The sequence below is a fragment of the Nostoc sp. genome, from assembly GCF_036919895.1.
In the GTDB taxonomy this organism is placed as follows: domain Bacteria; phylum Cyanobacteriota; class Cyanobacteriia; order Cyanobacteriales; family Nostocaceae; genus Nostoc.
On record NZ_JBALBW010000077.1, the window covers coordinates 28533 to 47853 of the forward strand.

Annotated in this window: 18 protein-coding genes; 7 read left to right on the forward strand and 11 right to left on the reverse strand. The window is 43.5% G+C overall.

Features of this window, described 5'->3' with window-relative positions; all coding sequences use genetic code 11:
* Positions 1 to 32 precede the first annotated feature (32 nt).
* Positions 33 to 1421, reverse strand: a complete 1389-nt coding sequence (locus V7K55_RS15215; protein WP_334832609.1) for a cytochrome P450 — start codon at positions 1419 to 1421, stop codon at positions 33 to 35.
* 87 nt (positions 1422 to 1508) lie between these two features.
* On the reverse strand, positions 1509 to 2312 hold the full coding sequence (locus tag V7K55_RS15220; RefSeq protein ID WP_334832611.1) for a TIGR01548 family HAD-type hydrolase: 804 nt from the start codon (positions 2310 to 2312) through the stop codon (positions 1509 to 1511).
* Positions 2313 to 2525: 213 nt separating this feature from the next.
* Here V7K55_RS15220 and V7K55_RS15225 point away from each other — a divergent pair, with 213 nt between their 5' ends.
* Positions 2526 to 2825, forward strand: a complete 300-nt coding sequence (locus V7K55_RS15225) for a 30S ribosomal protein PSRP-3 (protein WP_012410744.1) — start codon at positions 2526 to 2528, stop codon at positions 2823 to 2825.
* Between the two features lie 22 nt (positions 2826 to 2847).
* Here V7K55_RS15225 and V7K55_RS15230 read toward each other — a convergent pair whose 3' ends face one another.
* From V7K55_RS15230 to V7K55_RS15250, 5 genes are all read right to left on the reverse strand, one after another.
* The gene (locus V7K55_RS15230; RefSeq protein WP_334832613.1) at positions 2848 to 4752 is read right to left on the reverse strand and encodes a serine/threonine-protein kinase; all 1905 of its coding nucleotides are present in this window, start codon (positions 4750 to 4752) and stop codon (positions 2848 to 2850) included.
* 104 nt (positions 4753 to 4856) lie between these two features.
* Positions 4857 to 6962 (reverse strand): SPFH domain-containing protein, encoded by a 2106-nt coding sequence (locus V7K55_RS15235; RefSeq protein ID WP_334832615.1) that lies wholly within the window; start codon positions 6960 to 6962, stop codon positions 4857 to 4859.
* Between the two features lie 270 nt (positions 6963 to 7232).
* Positions 7233 to 7646, reverse strand: a complete 414-nt coding sequence (atpC, locus tag V7K55_RS15240; RefSeq protein WP_334832617.1) for an ATP synthase F1 subunit epsilon — start codon at positions 7644 to 7646, stop codon at positions 7233 to 7235.
* 135 nt (positions 7647 to 7781) lie between these two features.
* Complete coding sequence (gene atpD / locus V7K55_RS15245; protein ID WP_334832619.1) at positions 7782 to 9230, reverse strand: F0F1 ATP synthase subunit beta; 1449 nt, start codon at positions 9228 to 9230, stop codon at positions 7782 to 7784.
* A gap of 338 nt (positions 9231 to 9568) precedes the next feature.
* Positions 9569 to 9739: a hypothetical protein gene (locus V7K55_RS15250; RefSeq protein ID WP_334832621.1), complete on the reverse strand. Its 171-nt coding sequence runs from the start codon at positions 9737 to 9739 to the stop codon at positions 9569 to 9571.
* Between the two features lie 27 nt (positions 9740 to 9766).
* Between V7K55_RS15250 and V7K55_RS15255 the strand changes: the two genes are divergently transcribed.
* On the forward strand, positions 9767 to 10591 hold the full coding sequence (locus V7K55_RS15255; protein ID WP_334832623.1) for a SirB1 family protein: 825 nt from the start codon (positions 9767 to 9769) through the stop codon (positions 10589 to 10591).
* A 58-nt stretch (positions 10592 to 10649) separates the two neighbouring features.
* On the opposite strand, the gene V7K55_RS15260 is transcribed toward V7K55_RS15255, so the two are convergent.
* Positions 10650 to 11090, reverse strand: a complete 441-nt coding sequence (locus V7K55_RS15260; protein WP_334832625.1) for an SRPBCC family protein — start codon at positions 11088 to 11090, stop codon at positions 10650 to 10652.
* Between the two features lie 200 nt (positions 11091 to 11290).
* On the opposite strand from V7K55_RS15260, the gene V7K55_RS15265 reads away from it, so the two are divergent.
* Genes V7K55_RS15265 through ygfZ form a run of 3 tightly spaced genes read left to right on the forward strand, consistent with a single transcriptional unit; the run spans position 11291 to position 14108 of the window.
* Positions 11291 to 12943, forward strand: coding sequence for a mechanosensitive ion channel (locus V7K55_RS15265; RefSeq protein ID WP_334832627.1), 1653 nt, complete (start codon positions 11291 to 11293; stop codon positions 12941 to 12943).
* 3 nt (positions 12944 to 12946) lie between these two features.
* Entirely contained in the window at positions 12947 to 13090 is a 144-nt protein-coding gene (locus V7K55_RS15270; RefSeq protein ID WP_334832629.1) for a hypothetical protein, read from the forward strand.
* 22 nt (positions 13091 to 13112) lie between these two features.
* Entirely contained in the window at positions 13113 to 14108 is a 996-nt protein-coding gene (gene ygfZ / locus V7K55_RS15275; protein WP_334832630.1) for a CAF17-like 4Fe-4S cluster assembly/insertion protein YgfZ, read from the forward strand.
* 5 nt (positions 14109 to 14113) lie between these two features.
* Here ygfZ and V7K55_RS15280 read toward each other — a convergent pair whose 3' ends face one another.
* The 3 genes from V7K55_RS15280 to V7K55_RS15290 form a co-directional block, all read right to left on the reverse strand.
* Positions 14114 to 15070, reverse strand: a complete 957-nt coding sequence (locus tag V7K55_RS15280) for a DUF5331 domain-containing protein (protein ID WP_334832632.1) — start codon at positions 15068 to 15070, stop codon at positions 14114 to 14116.
* Between the two features lie 48 nt (positions 15071 to 15118).
* On the reverse strand, positions 15119 to 15457 hold the full coding sequence (locus V7K55_RS15285; RefSeq protein WP_334832634.1) for a (2Fe-2S) ferredoxin domain-containing protein: 339 nt from the start codon (positions 15455 to 15457) through the stop codon (positions 15119 to 15121).
* Positions 15458 to 15521: 64 nt separating this feature from the next.
* Positions 15522 to 16496 (reverse strand): cysteine synthase A, encoded by a 975-nt coding sequence (locus tag V7K55_RS15290; RefSeq protein WP_334832636.1) that lies wholly within the window; start codon positions 16494 to 16496, stop codon positions 15522 to 15524.
* Positions 16497 to 16739: 243 nt separating this feature from the next.
* Here V7K55_RS15290 and V7K55_RS15295 point away from each other — a divergent pair, with 243 nt between their 5' ends.
* Positions 16740 to 17066, forward strand: coding sequence for a DUF3040 domain-containing protein (locus tag V7K55_RS15295; RefSeq protein ID WP_334832638.1), 327 nt, complete (start codon positions 16740 to 16742; stop codon positions 17064 to 17066).
* A gap of 16 nt (positions 17067 to 17082) precedes the next feature.
* Positions 17083 to 19164 (forward strand): dynamin family protein, encoded by a 2082-nt coding sequence (locus V7K55_RS15300; protein ID WP_334832640.1) that lies wholly within the window; start codon positions 17083 to 17085, stop codon positions 19162 to 19164.
* The last annotated feature ends 157 nt before the right edge of the window (positions 19165 to 19321 follow it).

The window sequence follows — 19321 nt, forward strand, 5'->3', positions numbered from 1 at the left end:
GAGCAATCGCTCCCACCTGATTATGAGACTTTCTACACTAAGTTAGTCTCAAGAACTGGCTGATTTTGCTGACGCTTTCCAGTTACCATCATTGGTACACCACGGCCTGGTGCTAACAGGAAGCTTTTCCGAACTGGTAGTACTGGCTTTGTATCAGCTAGTTTCATTTGCCAACTAGATAGTACAGTTGCCAATACCAGTTTCATCTCAAATAGGGCAAATGCCATCCCAATACAGCGACGATTACCACCACCAAAGGGCAAATATTCAGATGGAGTAAATTGGCGTTCTAGAAAACGATCTGGCTGAAACTGCTTTGAATTGGGGTATAAATCTTCTCGGTGATGGTTCAAATAAATACAAGGAACCAATATAGTACCAGGGTCAAATTTGTAGCCTGCAATTTCTAAAGGTGATTTAACCAATCGATTTAATCCCAACATCGCCACTGGATACAGGCGCATTGTTTCCGAACAAACTGCATTCAAATAAGGTAATCGGAAAATGGCGTTTGGGTCTTTGTTCTCACCCAGGCTATCCAGTTCTTGCATCAGTTTTTCCCGGACTTCAGGCTGATGATGAATCCAGTACAGCGCCCATGCCAAAGAACTGGCTGTAGTTTCATGGCCTGCAACCAACAAAGTCATCAACTCATCACGTAATTCCAAATCTGTCATCGGCTCACCTGCTTCATCATGAGCCGCCATCATTAAAGACAGAATATCACTTCGAGACTGGTCGCCAAGCGATCGCCTCTCTTGAATTTCAGCATAGATGAGATCATCCATTTCCTGCCGCAAACGTAGATAGCTTCCCCAAGGACTACGAGGCCCTAAATCCTGTCTTAATAATGGGAACATGAGCAGTATTGCCCGCACAATAGGTCTTTTTGGATTCAGGATAGCAATCAGGATTTCTTTGAGTTTTTCATAACGAAGTCCGTCCTTTAGACCAAATACAGCCTTCAAAATCACCTGAAAGGAGATTTCTTGCATGGATGGCAAGACTGTAAAGGTTTCTCCGACTGGCCACTCACTAGTTACTTGCTTGGTAATTTCACAGATTAAATCACCATAAGCCTGCATTCTTTCCCCATGTAGAGGAGGTGTCAGCAGTTTACGCTGGCGCTGGTGAGGTTTTCCTTCTAAGGATAGTAGAGAATTTGGCCCCAATAAAGGCGAACCTGAACCTGCTGGTGTACCAGAATCTAACTGTTTTGGATCTGTGGCAAAAATCTGCTGAATTGCTTGAGGATTACTAATGAAGACTTGAGGAGTAAAAACTGGGCCAATTCGGAGAGTGAACATATCACCATAGCTTTTAGCACAGTCTTCCATGTATTCCACTGGGTTAGTCAGCCATTGATATGTCTGTACCCAAGGGTGAGTTTGAGGGCCATTAGGCAGTTTATGTGCAGACATTTTTATTTATCTCCCAATAAATTGGAGCAAGATTGTTATCAGCTAGTCATTCATCCACGCATAGCTGGATTAATCTTAGAACACAGATTAAGTAGATGAACTCACCAATTCTTGAATCTGCTTTGGAGTCAATTCTTGCACATTACGCAAAACTACTGCTGCTCCTGCTGCTAGCAGTGTCTCACCATAAGCATCACTACGGGTTGCTGTTTCCTGTACATGGGGCGGTAAAACCCCTACGCCAATCCAAGGGCGAGAAGAATCTATATCTCGTGCCTTCTTGACAGTATATATATCTGCTACCGTATCTCCTACGTATACGATCGCTAATTTTTGCTCAATTCCCTTCTCTAACTCACGAACTGTAACGAAAAGTCCAGTGGGGTCTGGTTTACCTGGTGCATCTTCCATCGCAATCAACACCGGAGATTTCAAACCCAGGCGTTTTTCCAATACATAGTTGGCGGAAGCACGAGTTGCACCGCTAAAAAATCCCCATGCAATCCCAGCTTGGGTAAGTTGTTCTAAATAGCTAGGTTGTAATAATAAGGGTTCATTACAAATATACCCAGTAAAATTATTCGGGTCTGAGCCACGATAACGCGATTGAAAAAAAGCAACGATCGCACTGTAATCTAGTTGCAGTTGCTCACGTGTCTGTTTTTGGGTTTCAAAGTAACGGTAAATTAATTCTTGCGATGCTTCCCAATCGTTATTCCAAAAGCCTTCAGACTTCAGTTGGTCAATATCTAGTGGGGTTGGGCGATATGCTTGGGTAGTAAAATATTCTACAGTATCTGCGATCGCCCGGCGGTATGAACCACTAACATCGCGCACAACGCCATCAATATCGAAAATTGCGATCGCTTTTACAGAAGTTGGTTGAGTCATGGGGGAGGAAGCAAAATAGTTTTACATCATCATAAAACGTCAGATCGTGACTCAGATAAAAAATCGGGGTCGAGTTAAGCCTCTGTAGTTAGCGCCGACTAAACCGGATGCTAGACCAATCCAATGAGTGTTTGGTCATTTGATGGGGTATTGCGTTAAAATAAGCGATCGCTATCCTAGTTCAGTAATGCCCGGAAATTCCCGGAGGTGTGATTGACCAAGTTTATTTTGAAAATTCTGTGGTTAGACGAAAACGTTGCTCTAGCAGTGGATCAAATTGTCGGTAAAGGTACAAGTCCTTTGACTAAGTACTTTTTTTGGCCTAGAAATGATGCCTGGGAAGAGTTAAAAAAGGAATTAGAATCCAAACATTGGATTACTGACCTGGATCGTGTTGAGTTGCTTAATAAAGCAACAGAAGTGATTAACTACTGGCAAGAGGAAGGCAGAAACCGTCCAATGGCCGAAGCTCAGTTGAAATTTCCAGAAGTTGCCTTCACAGGTAGCGCCTGATATTACACCTGATATTACAATGTTAGCGATGTCTACGACGGGCTACGCCTACGCGCTGTTCTACAAGCTGCCACAGTTTGATAGTCTTGTCTCTGCTGCCACTTGCAATTAATTGTCTAACTTTGCTCATAGCAACAGCAGATACTGAGTCTACATGACCAGAGAGAGTAACAATCTCTTCTGCTGTGCTTACCTTCCAAAGTTTAACTGTTTTGTCGCAACTTGCACTTAGGAGTGTTTCGCCATCGGCAGTAAAAGCCACAGCCACCACAGACCAAGAATGGCCTACAAGTGTGCAAATTAGCTGACCTGTGTTTACCTCCCACAATTTAATAGTGTTATCATCACTACCCGTCGCCAAAATTTGACCATCAGGACTAAAAGCGACTGTCAAAACCGCCCATGCATGACCCGAAAGGGTGGCTAACAAGCTATAGCATGGGCGGTTTTCAATAAGAGGCAAGGGGGCAGGAGGCAGGGAAAAAGGGGGAATGTCTTCCGCTCCTTGTGGGTGGTCTTTTAACTCAGCACTATTCATATCCCCCTGCTCCCTGCTCCCTGCTCCCCTGCCTCTTCTTGGTATCTGCCACAGGCGAATTGTTCTGTCATAGCTAGCGCTGGCTAAAAGCTGTCCTTGGGGACTAAATGCTACTGAATTTACCTGTAATTGATGTCCAGTTATGGTACAAATTTCTCTGCCAGTATTTACATCCCACAGTTTGATTGTCTTATCCCAGCTACCGCTAGCGAGAATCTGTCCATCAGGACTGAAAGCAACTGATTTTACAGCGTGTGAGTGTCCCAATAAGGTGCAGATTTCCTCTAATGTCTCAACCTGCCACAATTTGATAGTTTTATCATCGCTAGCGGTTGCCAAAATTTTCCCATCAGGACTGAAAGCAACTGATTTTACAGCTTGGGAATGTCCTGATAAAGTAGCTAGGACTTTTTGAGTATTTAAGTCCCACAATTTGATGTTTTTGTCATCACTCCCACTGGCTAAAGTATAGTCGTCGGGACTGATGGCAAGGGCGTTCACGCTACTTAATGCCCCAGAATGCCCAGTTAGAGTATGTAAGCATTGCAAAGGGAGATTTGGTAATTTCACATTTTGAGTTTTACATTCCATACCCATTGCTTGCATAACTTCATTAGCTGATTGAAAGCGGTGGTTAACAGCATTTTGCAGCAGCTTGTCGAGAATTTGCGCCAAGCGATCGCTAACCTTGGTAGTAAGATATTGTTGCCAAACCCAACAATCATTAGCAATATCAAATAAATCAAAGGGAGGAATCTGGGTAAGTAAGTAAATACAAGTTACGCCCAAGCTATATAAATCACTAGCAAAAACTGCTTTTCCTATCGCTTGTTCTGGTGCAGAATATTCTGGGCTGCCGATACTGGTTTCAGATATTAGCCGATCAATTTCTGTGACGATTTTAGCAGTGGTAAAATCGACTATGACGAAATCCCCCTTCTTGGTCATTGGGGATCTACGGATGATATTTTTGGGTTTAATATCGCGGTGAATGATATTGTGTAGGCGTAGCCCGCCGCAGGCATCGCTCATAAACTGCAAAACTGGCAACACATCTTCTAAAAGTTGCCAAATCTGAGTTTCATTAAAAGTGCCTTCCTCTTCAACCACCTGAGCTAAATTAGTGCCTGCAATAAACTCTTGCACTAAATAAAAATGCCCATTTTGTTGAAAATAAGCCAACAAGGTGGGAATTTGCGGATGTTTGCCTAATTCTTCTAACTTTTGTGCCTTTTGGTGAAAAGTTTGATCTGTTTCAGATTCCAGCGATAATTCTTGAACAACGCAAGGAACTGGAGGAAACTGACCCTCATCTACAGCAAGGAAGGTTTTGCAGAATCCCCCTTTACCAATTCCCTTGAGTAAACGATAACGTTCTTGTAAAAGCAAAATTTCCCTACCTACAAGGTGGGCAAGATGTCCACAATAAAATATAGCCGTTTGTTTTTTGTCAGGGCACAACAATGTTATGCCCCTAACTTATGTTACTGATGTTACTGATCTACAGGAAAATTCAAAACTATAGGAGGATAACCGTTTTCTGGGGTTGGTTGGGCTTTGGTAACTACTGGTTGTGGATGCAAATGTGTTGGTGTCAATTCACCCTTACCAGTTTGATTCCATAAAATCATGGATAGTAGCCCATCCACTAAACCGTTATTGCTACCATTACTGCCAACTAAGACATCTGGAATCAAACGGACATTGCGATCGCCTATAATCTGCATTAATTGCATTGCTGTATAACCTTGGGAACCCAAAGCTTCCACACCAGCGCGGTAGGTTTCAGCTTTGGCGTTACCTGTGGCTCGGATACCTTCAGCCTCAGCAATTGCCCGGAGTTTTGTCCCCTCGGCTTCACCGTTCGCCTCTTTAATTTGGGCTTGGGCTTTGAGGTCAGCTATATGTACACTCTGCTCCGATTTTACCATTTCTTGCTGGATATTAGCCAGTGCTGTCTCCCGGACAAGCTGCTGCCGTTGGGTTTGCGCCATTTGCTGGACTTCATAAGTCTTGCGTTCTTCTTCGGCAATTTTCCGGTCTGTCTGTGTCTGCATTAACGACGCTGGTGGCTGAATATCACCAATGAGGGTGTCAATCGCTTGCACGTCATAAGCCCGCAATGCTGTTTTAATATACTCAGCAGCCTCAGTTTGTCGCTCACTTCGAGCCGTCAGAAAATCTAATACAGTACAGTTTTGGGCTGAGTTGCGGAAATAATTCCCGATAGTCGGTTCTAATACATGGTCTACGAGATTTTGCATTGCACCAACGCGAGAAATTACCTTCGGGGCATCTAAAGCACCAACATGGATAATTTGCGCTACTTCCAAATCAAAGGCAAACCCATCACGCGATCGCACTGTTAAAGAAGCTAGTTGAGCATCATAGCTGTGGCGTTCAGTCCGACCTGACCAGTTTAAAACAATGTTGGTCGTTGGCACTAGTTCCATCTTCATAATCCGGGAGTTAATCGGGTGCTTACCAGGATATAGCGGTTCGATCCATACACCTTTATGTCCCTGATTCACCAAGTTACCGTGGGTAAAAGCTGCACCACTGACATCTTGATGTGCTTTACCCACGAAAGAAATCACCACACCCACATACCCAATAGGAATTTCTGTCATCGGCACTTGCTCAACCTGGACAAACCAAGGATTCAAGTTCCAAGAACCAGAAAGCAAAGTCTGCTCTTGTAAACCTCGTCGCCCACCGCCATTAATAAATTTCTGACCATTTTGGAAGTTGTCGTGTCCGTCAATTGTGGGGCCTGCAAGTTCACCTGCGGAAATTGGTACGCCATCTAAAGTAGTAACAATGCCAACTTTGTCAGCTGCCAGACTGTACACCCGCAACTGTTCTGGAGTCATGCCATGAGCGCTGGCATTTGCTGCCATGATGACTTTAAACAGGGCAGTATTCATCCGGTACGTACCAGCCGTGAGAAAACCCATTTGCCGCCCTTTTTCCCCACCTTGGGTAAGGAATTTTCGAGCATCTTGGAAGTTGTCACAACCCACGATTTTACCCAAAATTCGCTCTGGTGGGTTGGATGCGCCATCAGCTGCCACAATCAAAGCGATTTCCCCTTGGGGAACGACAATTACCGATTCTTTTTTTACAGAATACTGCCAAGGCCAATAGCCCCAATGCCAACCAGGAGCTAAAGTATCTGCCTGTAAGCCAGCTTCGCCATTGAGGGCAATCAAACTGCCGGCGGGTAATCCACGCCCAGAAAGGGTAAATTTCCTTACCACAATGCCAACTTCCCGTTCGCCAATCACTACCAGTCCGCCAAAGAATAGGGGGACGAATATGACTAAACCGCCAACAAGTAGAATGGGAACCAGTACAACAGGGCCAATTCCAGCAGCCTGATATTGAGTCCTGCTAGTTTGTAATTGGGCAATATTTGGTGTGGTCTGATTTAGCTGGATTGATGCCGAAGTAATTTCTTTTGCAGTAGTTGTTTTGACAGAAGTAGCATTGGCAGAGTGAATACTACCAGCAAGTGCTAACGTTGCTACGATAGATGCTGCTAAACGAGCTACCTTATTTTGTTTACGAGTACCAAGCAAAAATGAAAGGCTTTTCATAATTTGTGCCCAAAAGGGCAACTAATTAGTTAATTTAACACTCCACCAAAGCTTGCCTCGATTTCTTAAACTTGACGTAATTTTTTTAAAAATTAATAAATAAGGAGTCAGTATTCAGAATTCAGAATACTCTATCCATAAAAGGGATGGAGTTTTAGCATCCGTACAGAGTTCATACTGAATTCTGGCTCCTGACTCCTGAGTTCTTCTGAATAAATATTTTGTAGGTTGGACATTGCCTAACCTACAAAGTGGAAATATAAACTTAAATTAGACCGAACCGCCAGCAGCTTGAAACCGAGCGCGGGCGCGTTTGAAGGCTTGAGTTGCCTTGATTTGGGCTTGGCGATCGTCTCCTGAGACTTGATTCAGCCCCGCTTCTGCTTGGTTGTAAGCAGTGCGAGCTTCATCAAGATTAATTTTGTCGCCACGTTCAGCGCCGTTAACCAGAATTGTCACTTCATTTTCTTCGACTTCGGCAAAGCCACCCAAAAGAGCGATCGCTTCCCAATTCTGATTTTTAGCGCCACGAACTCGCATGACACCAGTATCTAAAGCTGTCAAAAGTGGTGCGTGTCCAGTTAAGATACCTAGTTGACCAGTAGTGCTAGGCAAAACGACTTCTTCAGCTGGAGCATCCCAGACTGTTTTATCTGGGGAAATTACACGAACGGTTAATGTCATTTGTCTTTTGTCCTTTGTCCTTCGTCCTTTGTCCTACACTGCGGGAAGCCCTTGGCGCGTCTATGTCATTCGTCTTTTGGAATTGCCATTAGTCATTAGCAGTTCAACTAATGACCAATGACTAATGACTAATGACTAAGCTTTCATTTTTGCAGCTTTGGCGATCGCTTCGTTAATATCGCCAACCAAGTAGAAAGCCTGTTCTGGCAGAGCATCCAACTCACCAGACAGAATTTTTTGGAAGCCTTTGATGGTATCTTCCAACTTCACATATTTACCAGGAGAACCGGTAAATACTTCTGCGACAAAGAACGGCTGAGACAAGAAGCGCTCAATTTTCCGCGCCCGCGCCACGATGAGACGGTCTTCTTCAGACAATTCATCCAAACCAAGAATGGCGATAATGTCCTGGAGTTCTTTATAACGTTGCAGAATGGACTGTACGGCACGGGCAGTATTGTAGTGTTCGTCACCGACAATGCTGGGCTGTAGCATGGTGGAAGTTGAACCAAGGGGATCCACAGCTGGATAAATTCCCTTAGATGCCAAACCGCGAGACAGCAATGTTGTTCCGTCTAAGTGGGCGAAGGTGGTAGCAGGTGCGGGGTCAGTGAAGTCATCCGCAGGTACGTATACTGCCTGAATCGATGTAATGGAACCTTCTGTAGTTGAGGTAATCCGCTCTTGCAGTTCGCCTACGTCGGTTCCCAATGTGGGCTGATATCCTACCGCTGAGGGCATCCGACCTAATAGCGCGGATACTTCCGAACCTGCTTGGATAAACCGGAAGATGTTGTCAATAAATAACAGCACATCCTGTTTACTTACGTCGCGGAAGTACTCTGCCATTGTCAATCCCGAAAGACCAACCCGCATTCTCGCTCCAGGTGGCTCGTTCATCTGACCATACACAAGAGCAATTTTGGAATCATTAAGGCTCTCGTTATTGATTACCCCAGATTCAATCATTTCGTTGTAGAGGTCATTGCCTTCACGAGTGCGCTCACCCACGCCAGCAAAAACCGATACTCCACCGTGCTGAGTAGCGATGTTGTTGATCAATTCCATCATGATCACGGTCTTACCAACACCAGCACCGCCGAACAGACCAATCTTACCGCCGCGTCGATAGGGAGTCAGAAGGTCAACAACTTTAATCCCAGTTTCAAACACGGAAGGTTTGGTTTCCAGGTCGGTGAATTTGGGAGCAGAGCGGTGGATCGGTAAAGTTGTCTCAGCATTTACAGGGCCCCTGTTGTCCACAGGTTCGCCGAGAACGTTGAAAATCCGACCCAAGGTGGCTTTACCAACTGGTACGCTGATCGAAGCGCCTGTATCGGTGACTTCAAAGCCACGTACTAAGCCTTCAGTGGAACTCATCGCAACAGTCCGCACCTGGTTGTCGCCCAGCAGTTGCTGTACTTCAACGGTGATGTTGATTTCCTGTCCAGATTCATTGGTGCCTTTGATTTTCAAAGCGTTGAAGATTTGTGGCAATTTCCCGCCGGGAAATTTAACGTCTACAACTGGGCCAATGATTTGGGTAATGTAGCCAATGTTTGTTTTTTCTGCGGTTGTGACCATGCTGCGCCTAATGAGTGAAGCTAGATTTCAGATAAGGTCGGAGAAGACATAAGAATAAGAAATGTCACCTTTAACTCTAGCACCGGACGGGGACATAACTCTCTTAGTAATTCCTTAAAAAGGTGTTTGGTGGCTATGGTTGTAGTCCCCATCTTGACTAGATTGACGGAATAGGCTCTAGTTTATCCCTAATCTCATTTTTCAGATGCGATCGCCCTAGCTTTAACGCTCTGTAGCAAAATATACCACTATTCTGAGTTACTTAAATACTTACACTTGCAGCCAAAAAGCTAGGTATCAAATATCTAACTTTTGCCTTGAAATAATTCATACTTATATTACATCATGTGCTTTGCATGGGTACAGTCCATCGAAGACATCACCAACACAGCATTTACTAAAAGTTCTACATTTCCAAAACTTCTGAATATCCATAAGATAAAGATAGATACAAAAAACAGCTTTTGGCCAAGCTGCGATGCTTGGGTTAGTCGTAGCTGCGGCTTCATCCTCACACTTACACCGAACAATAGCTTATGAATTTCTCGTCAGCACGACAATATTTTTACCAGGAGATTCAGCAGTCTGACGAGCGCATTGATTTGGCAAAGGCAGCTTTGTATATTGCACTAGAAGAATATCCCAATCTAGATGCAGAGGAATACCTCAACGCCCTTGATACAATGGCGTGGGAGCTACAAGAACGTCTGCCTGACTCACGATATCCTCTGCGAATAGTTCAAAGTATTAACCAGTATCTCTATGAAGAATTAAAATTTTCTGGTAATGAAATTGACTATTACGACCCGCGCAACAGCTTTTTCAATGATGTAATCGATCGCAGATTAGGGATTCCCATTACCTTAGCGTTGCTTTACCTGGAAGTTGCTCGACGGATTGATTTTCCGATGGTGGGTATAGGGATGCCAGGGCATTTCTTGATCCGCCCAGATATTCCCGATATAGAGATTTTTGTGGATGTTTTCAATGGCGGTGAAATAATATTTGCCCAAGATTGCAAAGACAGACTGTCTCAACTTTATCAGCGACCTGTGACGCTACAACCAGAGTTTTTAGCTGTAGTCAGTAATCGGCAATTTTTGGCCCGGATGCTGACAAATTTAAAATTTATTTACCTCAAACAGCAAGAATTAGCAAAAACGCTGGCAGCAGTTGAACGAATTTTGTTGCTATTTCCTGGTTTAACTTTAGAATTGCGCGATCGCGGTTTGATCTACTATCAACTCGGTTACTACCCCCAAGCCGTAGACGACTTACAAAATTATTTAGCAAAAGTTCCTGATGCCGAAGATGCATCTGTAATTCGGCGGCTACTTACCGAATTGGGTAAAGATCAGTAGGTAATGGAGAGCAGGGGGCAGGGGGTAGGGGGAAAAATAAACAATGCCCAATGCCCGATTACGAATTTTCTGCGACTCGTTTCAGGCGGCGGAGTTGAGCTTGCATATCTTGTTTTGTCCAAGAAGCAGCAAAGGTGTTGAAACCCCAACTCACTAAGGGGTTAGGGATATCGTACTCAAAGCGGTTTAGTAGTAGCGTTCCCTTTTCTGTGGGTTGACATTCCCAGCGATCGCGCCCTTGAAAAAATCCCTGGAATTCCCAAACTACCAAACCCGGTTGTCGTTCTACAACTACGCTATTTAAGGTGGGTTTCAGCAGAGGAATTTGAATGATAAAACGACTTTGACTGCCGACATCAGTACTCCAAGCTTCGCCCACAGGTTCGCAACGGAGAACGGGGTTGAGCCAACGGTGCATAAGAGCTAAATCGCTAATACAGCGCTCCACCACCGTAGCTGTAGCATTAATTTGAATCGATTGTTCCAAAACTTGGGGCATTCTACATCTTCGATGCTGTTGCTGCAATTAGAGTAACGCAAAATTCACCATTGCCAGTAGATTAAACCAAATATTTAGTAGCAAAGTCAAAAATTACTCTTGATATCAATGCGATAGATGTATGTTTTTACTGGTAAATTGATAGGCAAAACACTTACTCAGTGTTTGCGGCGAATACTTAAGCTTAATTTCTGAAAACCATGAACACAACTTGGCAAGGAATAACCCAGGTGATAGGAGTTGGTTTGCCCATGAGGGTACAGCAATTTTTGGCCCAATCGCCCAGTTTGCAACCGATTCAACCAGCAGTGAATCAAGGAATCGCTAATGTACAAGGTATTGTTCAACAGATAATTCTGTTTACGCCCCGTCTACTGGGGGCAGTAGCAATTTTGTTAGTAGGTTGGCTACTTGCAGCGATCGCGGCTGCGGTGACGCGAGGAATCCTCAATCGCACAAATATAGATAATCGCATTGCCGCAGGGATAACGGGTCGTCAGGATGTTCCTCAAGTGGAGAAATTAATCTCCAGCTTAGTCTTTTGGAGCATTATCCTATTGACGGCGGTAGCTGTTTTACAGACATTGGATCTGGAGGTAGCCTCTCGACCCCTGAATAATTTTCTCAATCAACTTATTGGCTTTTTGCCAAATTTGGTTGGTGCGGGAATCCTTTTAGGAACCGCCTGGTTTTTGGCGACCATTGTGAAGATTCTCACTGTGCGATCGTTACAGGCATTTAATCTGGATGAGCGTTTGAATCCAGAACCAGAAGACAGGACACCTAGCCTGAATCAGTTGTCTCTGAGTGACACTATTGGTAATGCTCTGTATTGGTTTATATTTTTACTGTTTCTTGCTCCAGTTTTAGATACTCTTGGACTAAGACAGGCTCTACAACCAGTACAAGCTCTGATTACAGAAGTTCTGCTAATTCTGCCGAACATTTTAGCGGCGGGGCTAATTGCTGTAATTGGTTGGTTTATAGCTAATGTAGTGCGGCGGATTGTGACCAACTTGTTGGCGACAACTGGGATCGATCATTTAGGTAGTCGCTTAGGATTATCTCCGGCTGCGGGGGTGCAACCTCTATCGAATATTCTCGGCACAATTGTCTATGTTTTGATTTTGATTCCTGTGGCGATCGCAGCGCTTAATGCCTTGCGAATTGATGCGATCTCTGTCCCGGCAATCGCTATGCTGCAACAGATTCTTAACGCTCTCCCTGCCATCTTTACAGCCGTAGCAATTTTAATTGTTGCCTATTTCGCGGGGCGGTTTGTCGCGGATTTGGTGACAAGTATCCTCACCAATTTAGGCTTTAATAACATTTTCACCGTCTTGGGTTTAACAACACCCACTAGACGCATTGAAATTTCAACTGAACCAAGAACTGCCCATATTCCCAGCCGCACTCCATCGGAAATTGCAGGTATTGTTGCCTTAGTGGGTATCATGCTGTTTGCAACGGTGGCGGCGGTGAATATCTTGAATATTCCAGCCCTGACAGCATTAGTGTCTGGGATTACGATCGTATTTGGGCGAATTTTGGCGGGATTGGTGATATTTGCCATTGGCTTATTCTTGGCAAATCTGGCTTTTAATATCATTACCAGTTCCGGCGAACGTCAGGCAGAGATTTTGGGACAAGTAGCGCGAATTGCCATTATTGCTTTAGTCTCTGCAATGGCACTGCAACAGATTGGAGTTGCCAGTGATATTGTGAATTTAGCCTTTGGGCTTTTACTCGGGGCGATCGCAGTTGCTATTGCCTTAGCCTTTGGTCTTGGAGGGCGCGATATTGCCCGCGAGCAAGTTCAAGAATGGCTAAACTCTTTCAAAAGTAGAAACTAGAGGTTGAAAGTTAGAAGCTCAGAAACTCGGAGTTTGAGTGGAGAATTTGAAATTTCGAGTTCTAAAGCTCAAGTTCCGAGTTCTGAAGCTCAACGCTTTGAAGCCGGAAACGCTTATTTGCTAAGATTTCCAGTGCGACAACATTAAAACAGGGCAAGTTATCACCACCATGCCAACATCTACAATTGACGATCGAGACGCAGCAGCTATCCAAGCTGCTAAAGTTGGGGTTGCAATATGCGATCGCACCACCTGGGGACGCATTAAAGTAGCTGGCGACGATCGCCTCAATTTCTTACACAATCAAAGTACTAACAATTTCCAAATACTCAAGCCTGGAGAAGGTTGTGATACGGTTTTCGTCACTTCCACAGCTAGAACAATTGATTTAGTAACTGCTTATGTTAGAGAAGATGCGGTAATTTTGCTGGTTTCACCCAACCGCCGCCAATATCTCATGGAATGGCTGGATAAATATATTTTCTCTGCCGACAAGGTGAAATTATCTGATATCACAAAATACACCAATACCTTCAGCCTCATTGGCCCAGGAAGCGACGCTATTTTAGAAAAGTTGGGTATTGGCGAACTCATCGGCCAACCTTATGCTAGTCACAAAGTATACACCATTCCTCCCGCCGAGGGAGTGCGGATTGCTGTGGGTAGTGGGTTGGCTGCACCTGGATACACCTTCACTTTCCCTTATACTGACAAAGCGACGGTGTGGAATAAATTGTTAGAAGCTGGGGCGGTAGAGATGAGCGATCGCGCTTGGGATGCCTTACGAATCTTACAAGGCCGTCCCGCGCCAGATTCCGAACTCACAGATGATTATAATCCTCTGGAAGTTGGTTTGTGGCAGACAATTTCTTTTACTAAAGGTTGCTATATTGGGCAAGAAACCATCGCTCGGTTAAATACATATAAAGGTGTAAAACAACACCTTTTGGGTATACGACTCAATGCCCCTGTGGAAGTTGGAAGTGCGATCGCAGTTGGAGATGAAAAGGTCGGCAAACTTACCAGTTACACAGAAACGGCTGATGGTTATTTTGGACTAGGTTATATTCGCTCCAAAGCTGGTGGCGTAGGCTTAAAAGTTAAAGTGGGAGAAACTGAAGGTGAAGTCATAGAAATCCCCTTTGTTTCTCACGATTACCCATAAGTAATTCAGGTCAAAATATCTTCTTTATCCCTAGCGCCGTAACAAAACTCATCTACCCAAGAAGCTAGATTCCGGGCATTAGTGGTTGGTAAATTCACTTTGCTCTTAAACTCTTGTGGTTGAATATTCGGTTGTTTGCCGTTGCTTTTAACCTCAGTATTAATTGCTAGCGATCGCACTGGTTTACCATTACTGTTAATCTCGGTTGTAATTGCCAGCAATGCACCTACAGGGATTCGGCCAGATGACACGTTGCTTTTAACCTCGCTAGCTAGCGCCACAGATGGCATAGTCTTGGCTTTACTGTTGACCTCAGCAGTCATTGTCAGCGATGTTCCTGAAGGGAGGCGTTCAAGAGTTGATGTTTGACGACCAGATGCAAAGCCGCTACGTACTGATTGATATTCGTGAAAGAAACCGAAGGATGGCGTTTTTACTGGAGGATATGGAGAAATTTTAGTAGCAAATGCAACTACCAACTCAGATTTATGGGTGCGAACTACCTCAGTAGTAGCTGTATATGATGGTACAAGTTTATCGGCGCGTGACAAACTGGAGTCTAGAGTCTTGGCAAGAAAATTAGGCGCAATCTTGGTAGCAGTTACAACTGATAACAGATGTTTATCCTCAGAATACTTCTCATCTAGCGACTCGCTTTCAGCTTTGTTTGTAGCCATAGAATGCTCTGATTTGATTAAACGTAACTCTTCATCAGGATTGAAGTTAAGACCTAAAGCAATGACTATTTTATCTGGATCGTTATTTAGATCCAGCATAAAACCAAGTATTTCATCAAACTGGGGTTCTAAAACAGACAGTGTTGCCAAAATAAAACCGGACAAAGGACGGCGTAGACCATCGTAAGTCCCCCAAATTCGCATTTTCACTAGCCAGGTAATATTTTGGCTGTAGTAAATAAGCCAATTTTGTTTTAAGGATTGACGCAGCTGCTGGATATTCATTGGATGCCTCACTTCAGTCAACAAGATTACAGACTTTGATATTGCTAATTAATTTGATCTCTGGGGATGAAACCGATAATAGAGCATCTGTTCGACTCTTTGACCACCTAGTAAATGATTTTCTATCAGTAGAGATACTCCATCGGGTTGAACGCCGCTATACCAGACCATATCGGGTAATACCAGCACCATCGGCCCATTGCCACATTGTCCTAAACAGCTGCTAGCCGTTACCGTTACATCAGGGATTGGGAAAGCCGTAAAAGCTGCTAATACCTTGGCCGCACCTTGCTTTTTGCAGGTACGATTTTGACAAACACGCACACATTTAGAAGAAGAGGGTTGGTCTATTGTGGGCAAGTTTGATGGTTGAGTAATGTTGGTCATTTGTCCTTTGTCATGTGTCCTTTGTCTTTTATATTATTTTTTACCAATGACCAATGACCAATGACTAATCTATTGAAAGTCCTTTTGAGGCTAGCCATTCCGGGTTGAATATCCGTGACTGATACCGAGAACCACTATCACACAAGATGGTGACAATGCTATGTCCTGGCCCCAACTGCTTCGCTAGGGCAACAGCTGCACCAACATTAATACCCGTTGAACCGCCCATTAACAGCCCATCTTTCCTTAGCAATTGGTAAACTACCCGCAAAGCTTCTTTGTCATCGATTTGGATAGCATCATCAGCAGGTGCGCCTTCCATATTTGCTGTGACGCGACCGTTACCGATGCCCTCGGTAATGGAATTTCCTTCTATACTGATTTCGCCAGTTTTGACATAGCTATAAAGTGCGCTACCCAGTGGATCGGCTACAACGCATTTAATCGCTGGATTTTGTTCTTTCAAGTACAACGCCACACCAGCATAAGTACCAGCAGTACCAGTTGCAGCTGTCCATCCATCTATTTTACCATCTGTCTGTTTCCAAATTTCCGGCCCTGTGGTTTCGTAGTGGGCGAGGCGGTTGGCTAAGTTATCAAACTGATTCGCCCAAATAGCATTTTCTAACTCAGCAGCGACTCTGCCAGATAGCTTGACGTAGTTGTTTGGGTTTTTGTAGGAGACAGCAGGAACGCGACGAACTTCTGCGCCTAGTGCTATCAGTGCGTCTATTTTTTCTTGTGACTGAGTATCAGGAATAATAATTAGGCATTTGTAGCCTTTGGCATTGCAAATATGCGCCAGTCCAATGCCAGTATTACCAGCAGTTCCTTCTACAACAGTACCACCGGGTTTGAGTAAACCTTTCTTTTCGGCATCTTCAATGATATAAAGTGCGGCGCGGTCTTTGACGGAACCGCCAGGATTGAGAAATTCAGCTTTCGCGAGGATTTCACACCCTGTTTCTTCACTGAAGCTGTTTAAGCGAATTAGAGGTGTGTTACCAATAGCGCCAACGAAGCCATTTTTAATATCCATTTTGACTATACCTGTGTGAGTATCTATAAAAATTTTGGCTTATAGCGATCGCATAACTTACATCAAAAATATTCGTTTTCACCACAAATTTATGGTACTTAACTCCAGCTTCAGTTTACCAGGCGATGAAAAGCAAAATAGTAAATTTACTGGGGTTGCTAAATATTTACGTAAGTTAGTATACAGCATAGCTGATAAGTAAATGCTGACATCTTTTCATTGTCTTAGACGGGATGAACACCGATGACATTTGAGAGTAATCGCCAAAAAGAAATTGAACACCGGGAACGTACATTACGCGAACGAGAAGTTGAATTGCGACTGCGGGAAATGGAAACTAACATCCATGCTACTGATGCAGCTTTTCATCAAACTGTGAAGCATCAGCCAGAAAATTCCCAGAAACCTTGGATGAAAAAACTGATTTTGGGTGGAAAGCTTTTTGCTCTTGGTGTGGTAGCGCTAGTTGCAGTAAGAATAGCCTCAGTATTAGCTGGGTTTATTATTGTTGGTGCGCTGGGATGGCTATCTTACAAACTATTTTTGGAATCTAAAAAAACCAATCTTTAATAAAGGTGTAAATTTTATGACAAATCAGATAGCAACTGACAGATTTATCCAAGATTTAGAGCGGGTTGCTCAAGTGCGGTCGGAGATGTCTGTATGTTTGAGTAAACTAGCTGAAACAATTAATCAAGCGGAATTAGCTGGCGACTCTTCATCAGGAAAACTCAGTTTAGAGCGAGATATTGAAGATATTACAGTAGCTAGTAAAAACCTCCGTCAAGGTGTATTTCGCCTTTTGGTATTGGGCGATATGAAACGAGGAAAAAGTACGTTTCTTAACGCCTTAATTGGTGAAAACTTGTTACCGAGCGATGTTAACCCTTGTACAGCAGTGTTAACAGTTTTACGTTATGGGCCAGAAAAGAAAGTTACCATTCATTTTAATGATGGTAAAAGTCCGCAACAGCTAGATTTTCAGAACTTTAAATATAAATATACCATCGATCCGGCTGAAGCAAAAAAATTAGAGCAGGAGAAAAAACAAGCTTTTCCAGATGTTGATTATGCAGTTGTTGAATATCCCTTAACGCTACTAGAAAAGGGAATTGAAATTGTCGATAGTCCAGGATTGAATGATACAGAAGCGCGAAACGAATTATCTTTGGGTTATGTAAATAATTGCCATGCAATTCTGTTTGTGATGAGAGCTTCTCAACCTTGTACCTTGGGTGAGCGTCGCTATCTAGAAAATTATATCAAAGGTCGAGGCTTGACTGTTTTCTTCTTAGTTAATGCTTGGGATCAGGTTCGGGAATCACTGATAGATCCTGATGATGTCGAAGAATTACAAGCATCTGAGGATAGATTGCGGCAAGTATTTAAGGCGAATTTAGCAGAATATTGTACTGTAGAGGGTCAGAATATTTATGACGAACGCGTGTTTGAACTTTCGTCAATTCAAGCACTCAGACGACGGTTGAAGAACCCCCAAGCTGATTTAGAGGGGACTGGCTTTCCGAAGTTTATGGATTCCCTTAATACATTTCTTACCAGAGAACGTGCGATCGCAGAACTCCGGCAAGTCAGAACCTTAGCAAGACTTGCTTGCAATCATACCCGCGAAGCAGTTGCTAGACGTATACCATTACTCGATCAAGATGTCAATGAATTAAAAAAACGGATTGATTCAGTAGAACCTGAGTTTAACAAACTCACAGGTATTCGAGATGAATTCCAAAAAGAAATTATCAATACCAGAGACACTCAAGCAAGAACGATTTCTGAATCTTTTCGCAGCTATGTTTTAAACTTAGGTAATACCTTTGAAAATGACTTCTTACGCTATCAGCCAGAATTAAATCTGTTTGATTTTCTCAGCAGTGGTAAACGAGAAGCATTTAACACCGCACTGCAAAAAGCTTTTGAGCAATATATTACCGACAAATCTGCGGCTTGGACATTAACTGCTGAAAAAGATATTAACGCAGCTTTTAAAGAACTTTCTCGTAGTGCTGCACAATATGGCGCATCTTACAATCAAATCACAGACCAAATTACAGAAAAGCTCACCGGACAAGACGTAAAGGTACATACCACTACTACTGCTGAAGAAGATAACTCTCCCGGCTGGGCAAAATGGGCAATGGGATTGTTATCACTGTCTAAAGGAAATCTTGCTGGCTTTGCACTAGCCGGGGCTGGATTTGATTGGAAAAATATCTTGTTAAACTACTTCACTGTAATTGGTATTGGCGGCATAATTACAGCCGTAACAGGTGTTTTACTTGGGCCAATCGGGTTTGCGTTGCTAGGTTTAGGGGTAGGATTTTTGCAAGCAGATCAAGCGCGTAGGGAGTTAGTTAAAACTGCAAAGAAAGAATTAGTTAAACATCTACCACAAGTCGCATACGAACAATCTCAGGTTGTATATAATGCTGTGAAAGAGTGTTTTGACTCTTACGAAAGAGAAGTGAGTAAGCGAATTAACGATGATATTGTCTCTCGCAAATCTGAATTAGATAACTTAGTTAAGCAAAAACAAACCCGCGAAATCAATCGTGAGGGTGAGTTCAATCGGTTAAAAAGCTTACAGGAAGATGTAATAGCTCAGTTGCAAAAAATAGAGGCGGCGTATAGCAATCTATTAGCTTACTATAGCTAATATATATTATTACTATCGTCTTTTCGTTATTCTGGTTCCCAGCTTTTAGCTGGGAATGCCTATAGGAAGTCTCCGCTTTCCATAACCATAAGTAGCTAAACGTAAATAAATTAAAGTTTGTAGTGAGTTAGCGCGGTCTTGGGGGTTTCCCCCATGA

Coding starts and splice junctions, on each gene's coding strand:
- atpD (WP_334832619.1), bottom strand. CDS start 9,230: ATGGTCACAACCGCAGAAAAAACAAACATTGGCTACATTACCCAAATC.
- V7K55_RS15215 (WP_334832609.1), bottom strand. CDS start 1,421: ATGTCTGCACATAAACTGCCTAATGGCCCTCAAACTCACCCTTGGGTA.
- V7K55_RS15295 (WP_334832638.1), top strand. CDS start 16,740: ATGACATTTGAGAGTAATCGCCAAAAAGAAATTGAACACCGGGAACGT.
- V7K55_RS15265 (WP_334832627.1), top strand. CDS start 11,291: ATGAACACAACTTGGCAAGGAATAACCCAGGTGATAGGAGTTGGTTTG.
- V7K55_RS15260 (WP_334832625.1), bottom strand. CDS start 11,090: ATGCCCCAAGTTTTGGAACAATCGATTCAAATTAATGCTACAGCTACG.
- V7K55_RS15235 (WP_334832615.1), bottom strand. CDS start 6,962: ATGAAAAGCCTTTCATTTTTGCTTGGTACTCGTAAACAAAATAAGGTA.
- atpC (WP_334832617.1), bottom strand. CDS start 7,646: ATGACATTAACCGTTCGTGTAATTTCCCCAGATAAAACAGTCTGGGAT.
- V7K55_RS15280 (WP_334832632.1), bottom strand. CDS start 15,070: ATGAATATCCAGCAGCTGCGTCAATCCTTAAAACAAAATTGGCTTATT.
- V7K55_RS15300 (WP_334832640.1), top strand. CDS start 17,083: ATGACAAATCAGATAGCAACTGACAGATTTATCCAAGATTTAGAGCGG.
- V7K55_RS15290 (WP_334832636.1), bottom strand. CDS start 16,496: ATGGATATTAAAAATGGCTTCGTTGGCGCTATTGGTAACACACCTCTA.
- ygfZ (WP_334832630.1), top strand. CDS start 13,113: ATGCCAACATCTACAATTGACGATCGAGACGCAGCAGCTATCCAAGCT.
- V7K55_RS15250 (WP_334832621.1), bottom strand. CDS start 9,739: ATGAAGCCGCAGCTACGACTAACCCAAGCATCGCAGCTTGGCCAAAAG.
- V7K55_RS15220 (WP_334832611.1), bottom strand. CDS start 2,312: ATGACTCAACCAACTTCTGTAAAAGCGATCGCAATTTTCGATATTGAT.
- V7K55_RS15255 (WP_334832623.1), top strand. CDS start 9,767: ATGAATTTCTCGTCAGCACGACAATATTTTTACCAGGAGATTCAGCAG.
- V7K55_RS15285 (WP_334832634.1), bottom strand. CDS start 15,457: ATGACCAACATTACTCAACCATCAAACTTGCCCACAATAGACCAACCC.